At 40.9% G+C, this 9283-nt stretch carries 8 protein-coding genes; 5 read left to right on the top strand and 3 right to left on the bottom strand.

What is annotated here, in order from left to right; genetic code table 11:
• Positions 1-66: 66 nt before the first annotated feature.
• Complete coding sequence (locus NTV63_00650; protein MCX6709452.1) at positions 67-585, top strand: flavin reductase family protein; 519 nt, start codon at positions 67-69, stop codon at positions 583-585.
• Between the two features lie 26 nt (positions 586-611).
• Here the strand turns inward: NTV63_00650 and NTV63_00645 are convergent, their stop codons facing one another.
• Positions 612-1772 carry a cell surface protein gene (locus tag NTV63_00645; GenBank protein ID MCX6709451.1) on the bottom strand — a complete coding sequence of 387 codons (1161 nt, stop codon included), beginning with the start codon at positions 1770-1772 and terminating at the stop codon, positions 612-614.
• Between the two features lie 159 nt (positions 1773-1931).
• Here NTV63_00645 and NTV63_00640 point away from each other — a divergent pair, with 159 nt between their 5' ends.
• Positions 1932-3371 (top strand): DUF6384 family protein, encoded by a 1440-nt coding sequence (locus NTV63_00640; protein MCX6709450.1) that lies wholly within the window; start codon positions 1932-1934, stop codon positions 3369-3371.
• Between the two features lie 42 nt (positions 3372-3413).
• Complete coding sequence (locus NTV63_00635; GenBank protein ID MCX6709449.1) at positions 3414-4832, top strand: hypothetical protein; 1419 nt, start codon at positions 3414-3416, stop codon at positions 4830-4832.
• 123 nt (positions 4833-4955) lie between these two features.
• Here the strand turns inward: NTV63_00635 and NTV63_00630 are convergent, their stop codons facing one another.
• A complete protein-coding gene (locus NTV63_00630; protein MCX6709448.1) occupies positions 4956-6185 on the bottom strand; it encodes a hypothetical protein in 1230 nt (409 codons plus the stop codon).
• 200 nt (positions 6186-6385) lie between these two features.
• Between NTV63_00630 and mtnP the strand changes: the two genes are divergently transcribed.
• Positions 6386-7180, top strand: coding sequence for an S-methyl-5'-thioadenosine phosphorylase (mtnP, locus tag NTV63_00625; protein MCX6709447.1), 795 nt, complete (start codon positions 6386-6388; stop codon positions 7178-7180).
• 18 nt (positions 7181-7198) lie between these two features.
• Complete coding sequence (locus NTV63_00620) at positions 7199-7720, top strand: adenine phosphoribosyltransferase (GenBank protein MCX6709446.1); 522 nt, start codon at positions 7199-7201, stop codon at positions 7718-7720.
• A 37-nt stretch (positions 7721-7757) separates the two neighbouring features.
• Here the strand turns inward: NTV63_00620 and NTV63_00615 are convergent.
• Positions 7758-9283 (bottom strand): ATP-dependent DNA ligase (locus NTV63_00615; GenBank protein ID MCX6709445.1); only part of this gene is annotated, 1526 nt, incomplete at its 5' end.

The raw sequence follows: 9283 nt of genomic DNA, 5'->3' as shown, positions 1-9283 counted from the left end.
TAATAATCCTGCAGGAAGAGTATGTATAAGGGTGCATGATGAATAAAATTGCGGGCTGATTGTTAAATGGCAGGCTTCTCTGAAATCTTCAACCCAATGCAGACCGTCCTTGTAAGCTCCAGGGGCAGCTCATCCCAGCCTCACCTGAGGCAGAGAAAAGACGGGGATATAGACAACATAATGGCAATTGACTGGCACATGCCCGTAAGCTTCAAGCCAGCGCTTTATGCAATATCAGTTGGCAAGACAAGGTTTTCTTTCGGGATTATTGAAAGCTCAAAGGTTTTTGCAGTGAATTTCATGCCTGCGGAAAAGAGGGATGCCATACTCTTCTGCGGAAGGAAGACAGGTGCAACAACAGACAAGTTTCATGACTCAGGGCTTACAAAATTGGAGTGCTCATCCATTGACTGCCCGAGAATCAAGGAGGCGTGCGCATTTTTGGAATGCGAGGTTGTCAATGAGATTGAGGAAGGAGACCATGTGATTTTCATAGGGAAAGTTCTGAACGGGGAAATCCTTAATCTGGAGAAAAGGGCTTTTCACCTGAGGGATGATGATTTCACGACAACAGAAGAAATATAAAAAAATAAAATTATTTAAATAAAAAATTAATTGCCCCTGCTTATGTAACTGTCTATTGCTTCTTTGTATTTCCTTTTTCCTGCATCAACAATGCTTTCAATCTCTTTTGCATTCTCTGCGCTCTCTGTTCTAAAAGTTTCAATGAGTTTGGTTGATTCTATCTGATAATCAACTATTGAATCAACTACCTTCTGAACAGAATTCTTGTTGATTGTTAATCCGTATCCTGCTTTCAATGCTTCTTTTTCAAGCTGAACTCCAAGGTCGGCAATATCCTCAATTCCCTTACTGGCTCCTTCCTGCATCGCTTCAAGTGTCTGTGTTGCCTCGTGCAGGTTTCCCTGCGAGGTGTATATAACATCCAAAAGGGTAAACACATGCTCATTTGTTGTGAAGAAGGTTACTGCCTTTGAATACAGGCGTTTCTTAACCTCGTGCGTCTGGCTCAGTTTTGCAGTAAGCGTCTCACCCACATTGTAGCCCACAGTCAGGTTTTCAGAGACATCCTTTATCAGCTGATATCTCTTATCTTCAGTCTGATAAGTTCGTCTTGCCTCGTCGCTCTCAAGCTGCAGTTTTGAAAGTTCAGAATCATCTTCTCCCTTGTAAGAATTGACTTTTGCACTGGCGTCATCCCACTTTCCTTTTGCGCTTTTAAGATTGCCCTCTTCAACAGCCATAAGCTTATATGCAAGAATTTCTGAATTTTTCATTGCAAACCTGAAATCAACATATGCATTCATAATCTTATTTTCCTTTTCAATGCTTTCTTTTGTGTCTTTAATGACATTCAGATACAAATCCTTTATTTTCGTGAATCTGCTGTGCGGTGTTCCGCGCGTTAACTTCATAAAGAAATTCCTCAGCTTTTCTTTCCCGTCTATCCTTCCGTCTTCCAGCTGTTTTACGAGCCCCTTGGAATCATCTCTTATGGAATCAAACATTCTCGTGATATCATCATATCTGTCTGAGAAGTTTATTGCTTCAACATTGTCTCTTACCAGTTCATTGAATGTTCCAACATACTGCATTACTTTTGCAATTGCAAGCACCTTTGGCTCATCAACATCCCTTACCTCTTCTAAAAGCGATGCCAAGCCGTATGATTCATCTGTTTTTGGAACAATCTTCAGCTGATTAAGAACATCTACTGCGCTGTCAAGATATTTTTGCAAGCCGTTTTCCATTTTATACCTCATAAACCATTATTTTTTTAATTGATTTATTGCAATCATTGAAAACTTAATAGGAAAAATCAATAGTGAATATATAAACCTTTCTTATTTTACTCCTATAGGATAGTTAAAAAGGAAAAATTTAAAAGCGCATTAAAATACCGGGATTCCATGACAGGAAAAAATGATGTTTCCATTGAAGAATTCATGAGAATCATGGATGTAGCAGATGCCCTGAAAAAACAGGAAAAGGAAGTTAAAACTCAGCTGAGCTTGGATGAGCAAAAAGGGAACATAAGAGAAAGATTAAGAAAAACCTATCAGCAGATGGGTGCAGAAGTAAGCGATGAGCATCTGGATGCTGCTATCGAGGACTATTTCTCACAGCTTTACAAATTTAAACAGCCAGAGAAAAATCTCGCGAATAAAATCGCAGAAGCATATGTTAACCGGGAAAAAATCTTCAAAAAATATGTTGCCCCCGGAATATGCATAGGCGCAATAGCGCTCTCAGGATGGGGAACAGTAAAAATAATTGATAAAGCTGTAAAAATAGGCGCAGAAAAGAAGGTTGAAAGCACAGTTGAAACAAGCTATGTGAATAAAACATCAATTGAAAGAAGCATAGAAGAGCTTTTGGCTTCCCCGTTTGCAGTCCAGCTGCCGAAAAACGAACTTGATAATCTTAATGCGCTTTTAACAACTTCAAAAACTGAATTAAACTTTACTGATTCCTTTTTTGAAACATACTGCTCAGGCGGAACTGCCTCAGATGATATTACCCAAAGCAATTATGCCATAGCAAAGCAAAAACTTGCCGGGATTCAGGGGAATATTGATTCTGCAGGCGCGAACAAGGACAAGGCAGCAGCTATTATTGGCACTCAGCAGCAGCTGGTAAATAACAAAACATCCTTAGAGCAACTGATAAAAGAGATAAGGAATCTCAAGCCGAATGAAACATTTTCAAAACAGGCGGAATTTGCCTATACCAATGGAATCAGCAGCATTGAAAAAAGGCAGCTGAGCGAAGCTGTGAAATACACCAATGAACTTTCCGGCCTTGAATCAGCAATAAATAAGTTCTCAGAGCTTACAATAAAAGCTGAACAAAACTATGCTTCAATAAAGGAGATTGCAGTAGAGCAGCTTGCCAAAGACAAAGGACAAACCTTGTATTCTGAAGCAGGGCAGTACATTAAAACTTCAGATGTGAAGAAGCTGGAAGAAACAGTAAACAAAATTCTTGAGCTGGACCAGACATTAAAGGAAGAATACACGTTAATAATAACCGGCGGGGTCTGGCGGTATAAAAACAGCAACACCAGCATAAAAAATTATTATCTCTTGATGCACGCCCAGGATTCCAAAGGCAATGAACTTACTATGAACATAACAAATGAGGAGACAGGCAAGACAAAAAAAGTCACTGAATGGGGAGAGCGCGTGCCCAAAGGAGCATATGATGCAGTTGGAGAAGACGATTCCGATAATGGAATAATTGACAATAACATATTCGGCATAAAAAAGAAGGGGTTCATAACAGAAGAAATAATTATGAGGTATCTGGGAAAATCATTGGAAAAATCAGGGGAAATAACCGACTGGTAGAACCAGGATTAACAGCATAAAATCATTTTCAAGGTGGACAAGATGAGCTCAGGAAGAATTGTATATGAAAGCATCTGCGAAAAGATAGGAGAAGTGGAAGGTGAGTATAATACTCTAAACGGAGAGCTCTATAGCAATGAAAACATTATTCAAAGTTTTTCTGAAAAGAGAAATAAAAGCTATGCTGAATTGGCAAAAATTTATCTTCCAAAGGTAGACGCTGAAGCAGTAGCAAACACTCTTCCTGAACTCCAGGAATATGTTCAGAAAGTATTCGGTGAGAAACAGCGGAGAAGAAAGAGAGCAGAAAGCCTTATCAATGTGTCTGGGTTGGAAAAAGCTGCTCTTGAGAAAAATTTCAGTGAAGCAGATGAAGCGCTTGAAGAAAAAGTTAAGGAAATTGATGGAGTAAAAAGCGCAATAGTCAGTGAGCTCAATTCTGATAAGGAATATGCTGAACTAACAGATACTGCAAACAAGGCATATCAGACGCTTGAACAGAACAAGAAGAGATATGAAGCAGTAAAAACAGAAGATGAAAAAAAACTCGCAGAATATAACAACAATCCGCTTTTTACTTATCTCTTAAAAAGAGGATATGACGAAAAACACAGCAGCCGCATGGACAGATTTGTTGCAAAAATAATTTCTTATGAAGAAAATAAGAGAAATTATGATTTTCTGACAAGCATGCCTGAAGCAATCAAGAAAGAAATAGAGAAACGGCAGCAGGACCTTGAATCGCTCCTTGCCAAAATAAAAAACAAAGAGGAAGAAAAAGTAAAAGAGCACGGGCTTGACAAATTGACTGAACAAGGCACAGTTCTTGGAGAAAAGAGAAAAGCAATAATGGCGGAAATTGAAAAATCAGATTCAGATTATGCAAAATACATTCAGGAAATAAAGGGCATAGATGATGACAAGGGGGATTATTACAGGGCAGTAATTGCCAATCTGGAAAGTTATCTATCTGGAAAAGACATTTCAGTGCTGAAAAAGATTGCCTCTTCAACAAGCATAAAAGAAGATGATGCTCTTTTAGCAGCAATTGAAACTGCAGATAAGAAAATTGCAGAATTAAAAAAACAGGCAAAATCCTTAAAGAAAGAGCAGAGCGCTATTGGAGAAAAGCTGGAAGGGCTAAAGAAGCTACAAGAGAATTACACACAAAAAGATTATGAATCCTCACGTTCATATTTTGACGATGGTTTTAACATTGGCTTAGTGCTCCAGAACTACATGTCAGATAGCTGGTCAAAGGAGCATATGATTAGTGAGATGGGAAGGTACCAGCATTTTAGAAGAGAGGAGCATGCGTATGATTCTGGACCTTCATCTTCTTACTCACACAGAAGCAGAAGCAGCTTTGGCAGCGGTGGGGGCTTTGGCAGCGGCGGCTTCAGCTCTGGCGGTGGCTTCGGAGGAGGCGGCTTCAGCTCTGGCGGTGGATTTGGGCATTAAAAAAGAAGCTAATTAAAAATATTATCAATAAAAAGTATTTGCAATTCATTATATTTCTTGTTAGAATCCAAACACAATATTTGATAATAAAAGTTTAAAATAAAAAAATCAATTGCAGGAATCCTAGACCTGGTCCAGCAGCTCCTTTCTCTTATCAACAGCTGCGTAGAACTTCTCTGAAGGTGTTCTTGCAAAGCCGAAATTCATGTTCCCCGAGTATATCCCTTTCTGAATGTAAAGGAAATGGCTCTCAATTGCGCTGAGCTTGTTGTCAGGGTCAATCTGGAGGAATCTTCTCTGGGAGGAGTCTGCAAGGTTTTTCTTGTCCTCGTTTATTGCAAGCCTTATGAAGCTTGTAATCTCATGGTCTGCCATTATGTCAGGCATCTTTTCCTTGATTATGTCGCCAAGCCTCTCATCCTGCCCGCTCTTAAGGATTATTGGTGCGTATTTGTCAAGGGTGTCAACTGCGTCTATAAGATACAGTCCGAGCGCAGCATCAAAGCCGTATTTCAAGCCAGCCATTATGACTGCCATGTCGTCTGAAACCCCGTTTCCCTTCCTGTGCCTGACATAGCCGTTCCTTATGTTCCCGCTGCTTTCAGCGTCATCTGTGAGAATTATTCCCCTTCTTTCAAGCTCATCAAAATTATTCTCAAATTCCTCTGTTGAGAGGAACTCGAGTGTAAGGTAGTCGCCGTAATTGTTAAGAAATTCAATCGCTTTTTCCATTCCGCAAATGTCCTCAATTCTTGTGTTATCCATCTTTTCCCTGTCAATTGCAACGCACTTTCCCCCGCCCATTGTGACTTCATAGGGCGTTCCCCTGTAAGTTTCAACTGTTTTGTTTCTCCATTCAATGCTGTCCATCCTGCTTCCGAGGTATATCCCCTTAAGGACATCATTCCTGTTTTTTATGGGCATGTCGCGGAACATTTCAATTCCCATAAGGGGCTCATTGTTTTCATTGACAAGATAATGTGAGAATTCACCTTCCTTACCTTTGATTGCATTCATTGTCCACTTTTTTATGTCATCTATGAGCTTCTGCCTGCTGTTCTTGACATCTTTCTTGGACACCTCAAAGCGCTCTGATTCCTCAAGCGCGTCCACAACATCCTCCATTGAGCTGTTCATGTAAGTGTGGACTCCGCCTTTCCTGTCCCTGAATTTTCCGTGCCCTTTTCTGGAATGCCCTTCAACTGTCTGCATGAGAAGAAGCATTTTTACCTCTTCATTTGTGATTAGTTCAACTTCAGAAAGAATGCTCTTGTAGTCCTTGCACGCAAGGTTTGCAAAGTATTCGTCAATATAATCGCTTATGCATATTTCACTGCTTTTTTTGCCGCTCATTTTTGTCTTCTCCCTGTTTTTTAAATCAATCGAAACAGTTAGTTTTTAATGGTTTCTAAATCTCCGGCAAATGCCTCAGCAACCGTCGTATAAGATAAACTGATATATAAATCTTTAGTTTTGTAGTCACTTAATAGTGATTATTTTTGCTTGGAAAGTTTTTTAAATAAGCAAGCAACAGGATTTTTGGGGTGATTTTATTGGATAAGAAAGTTCTCAGGATTGGAATAATAGGCGGAACCGGAGTTTATGACCCTAACATACTGAAATCAGTGGAAAAGCTGAAAATGCACACTCCATACGGGGCGCCTTCTGATTTTCTCACAAAAGGAATTCTTGATGGCAAAGAGATAATTGTGCTTCCAAGGCACGGAGAAAAGCACATTCTCAATCCCTCTAATGTGAATTACCTGGCTAACATCTGGGCTATGAAGGAGCTCGGTGTCAAAAGGATATTCTCAGTAAGCGCTGTTGGCTCATTGAAAGAGGATGTTAAGCCGGGGGAGCTTGTCTTCCCTGACCAGTTCATTGACCTGACAAAATTCAGGAAAAACACTTTCTACGACGGACAGCAGGTATGCCATGTATCATCAGCAGAGCCGTTCTGCCCTGAAATGAGAAAGATTCTCATTGAGACAGCAGAGGAGCTCTCAATCCCGTATCATCCAAAAGGGACATGCGTTGTGATTGAGGGCCCAAGGTTTTCCTCAAGAGCTGAGTCAGCTGTTTTTCGCTCCTGGAATGCGGATATAATAAACATGACAATGTTTCCTGAGGTTATTCTTGCAAGGGAATCTGAAATCTGCTATGCAAACATCTCAATGGTTACTGATTATGACGCATGGAAGAAGCATGCGGTTGCAAACACTGATGTCCTGAAGACAATGAAGGAGAATATTGAAAAGGTGAGGATAATTCTATCAAAGGCAATTCCGAAAGTCAGGGAAGAGAGAAAATGCGTCTGCAGCAGCGCGCTGAAAGACGCCATGATGTGAATTAAGAGGTGTTTTTTTATGAAAAAATCAGAACTGAAGTCAGTAATCAGGGATGTTCCTGATTTTCCGAAACCGGGGATACTTTTCAAGGACATAACGCCCTTGCTGCAGAATCCTGCTGCGTTCAATTATGCAATCTCAAAGATGCTGAAGTTTGCAAAGGGTAAAGGGATAACTGCTGTTGTAAGCGCAGAGTCCCGCGGATTTATCTTCGGCTCAGTCATTGCCTACAAGCTCAAAGCAGCATTTGTGCCTGTCAGAAAGCCGGGAAAGCTCCCATATAATAAAATCAGAAAGGATTTCACAACAGAATACAGCACAGATGCATTTGAGATGCATGAGGATGCAATAAAAGAAGGGGATAAAGTGCTGATTGTTGACGACCTTTTGGCAACAGGGGGAACAGTTAAAGCGGCAATTGAGCTTGTTGAGAGGCTTAAAGGGAATATTGCCGGATGTGCATTCCTGATTGAGCTTAAAGAGCTCAAGGGCAGGGAAAATCTGGGAAAATATGATGTTTTCAGCATTATAAAATACTAAAGAAAGAATTTTTTTTTTAAATCAATTTTTTTTATAATTAATTTTCCTCTTCCTTATCCTGTTTTCTTATCTCCTCTTCTGCCTTCTTCACATTGCTGTTGAACATGGCTATCACTTCCTTTGTGGTTGTTGCCTGTTCAGCTTCCTTGTTTTCCCTGAAGTTCTGGAATCTTGGGAATCTCACTGCAAGCCCCTTCCCCAGCTCTTCTCTCGCGCACGTATGTATGGGACTTTTTGTTATCTCAGCGCCTAAAACCTCAACAACAACAGCGGGGGTGAACCAATAGTCAGCTTTCATGTCTGAATTAACCCGCGCATGCTTTTTTGGAATAAGATAATTTTTGAATTTTGTGGGAAGAATGTCAAGGGTTTCATCCTTTAATCCTGCGCCGAGCTTGCACAGGGTTTCAAAAGTGTCATTTTTAGGATTGTAAGAAGCGCACAGCAGCGCGCCGTAGCTTCCTGAGCGCCTTCCCCTTCCTGCAAATGCGCCTACAACTGTTAAGTCAAGGGTGTCCTGCATCTTTTCAAGGTAATCCTTCTTCCATTTTATCCAGAGCCATTCCCTCCCTCCTGCACGATAGACTGAATTATCAGCGCAGGACTTTGCAATTATCCCCTCGCATCCGCGCTCAAGGGACTGCTGGAAGAACTCCTCAATCTCATCAGGATTGTCGCTTACTATCCTTCTTGCAAGGGCAATCCTCTCATCTTCCTGAATGATTCCCTCAATTGCCTTTCTCCTTTCAGGGTAGGGATTCTGCATAAGGCTTTTTCCCTCAAGATAAAGAACATCAAAAACGAAAAGGCATACTGGAATTTTCTTTGTGTATTCCTCAATGTCATATTTTCTTTTTCTCTGCATGACTGTCTGGAATGGAAGGAGTTTTCCTTTTTCATCAACAGCAACCCCTTCCCCTTCAATTATGAACTCATCTGCATTAATCCCTTTCCTCACGCTCTCGGCGATATCAGGATACTGCTCAGTTATGTTCTCAAGCCTTCTTGAGTAGATTGTGATTTTGCCCTTGTGCTTGTGCACCTGCATCCTTTCGCCGTCGTATTTCTCCTCTGCTGCAAGAGTTCCAGGCATCTTTTCCTGAATGACTTCAAGGCTCTCTGCCCTCTGCGCAAGCATCATTTTTATCGGGCTTCCAACGCTTATTCCAATCTTTTTGACTCCAGCAATTCCTTCCTCTGAAATTTTCTTTGCAATTAATCCTATGTCATTTGAGATGTTGTAGGCAGATTCCAGGATTTCCTTCCCTTCCTTGCTCCCCGTAAATGCAATGGAAAGAGCGTCAAGGATAGTCATTGATGCAACGCCTAACCTAAGGGTTCCAAGGCACAGCCGTACAATGTATTTTGCCTCATTGTCGCTTGAGCGCTGCAGCATTGAGGAAATTATCTGAATCTTCCCCTCCTGGCTTCCCTTTCCCCCAGTTCCTGAAATCTTCAAAAGGCTGTTGAAAACCTCTTTAACTGAAAGCTCCTTTACCTCTGTTTTCAGGTATGAGCTCAGCTTGTTCTCCTTTTTCAGGGAAAGCTCCTGTGCAACAAGCC

The sequence above is a fragment of the Candidatus Woesearchaeota archaeon genome (assembly GCA_026394965.1).
GTDB lineage: Archaea > Nanobdellota > Nanobdellia > Woesearchaeales > 0-14-0-80-44-23 > JAPLZQ01.
This window is presented reverse-complemented; position numbering and strand designations above follow the sequence as displayed.

What these genes read in the sequence shown, in the direction of transcription:
- NTV63_00650 (MCX6709452.1), top strand. Translation starts at nt 67, where the DNA reads ATGGCAGGCTTCTCTGAAATCTTCAACCCAATGCAGACCGTCCTTGTA.
- NTV63_00645 (MCX6709451.1), bottom strand. Translation starts at nt 1,772, where the DNA reads ATGGAAAACGGCTTGCAAAAATATCTTGACAGCGCAGTAGATGTTCTT.
- NTV63_00640 (MCX6709450.1), top strand. Translation starts at nt 1,932, where the DNA reads ATGACAGGAAAAAATGATGTTTCCATTGAAGAATTCATGAGAATCATG.
- NTV63_00635 (MCX6709449.1), top strand. Translation starts at nt 3,414, where the DNA reads ATGAGCTCAGGAAGAATTGTATATGAAAGCATCTGCGAAAAGATAGGA.
- NTV63_00630 (MCX6709448.1), bottom strand. Translation starts at nt 6,185, where the DNA reads ATGAGCGGCAAAAAAAGCAGTGAAATATGCATAAGCGATTATATTGAC.
- NTV63_00620 (MCX6709446.1), top strand. Translation starts at nt 7,199, where the DNA reads ATGAAAAAATCAGAACTGAAGTCAGTAATCAGGGATGTTCCTGATTTT.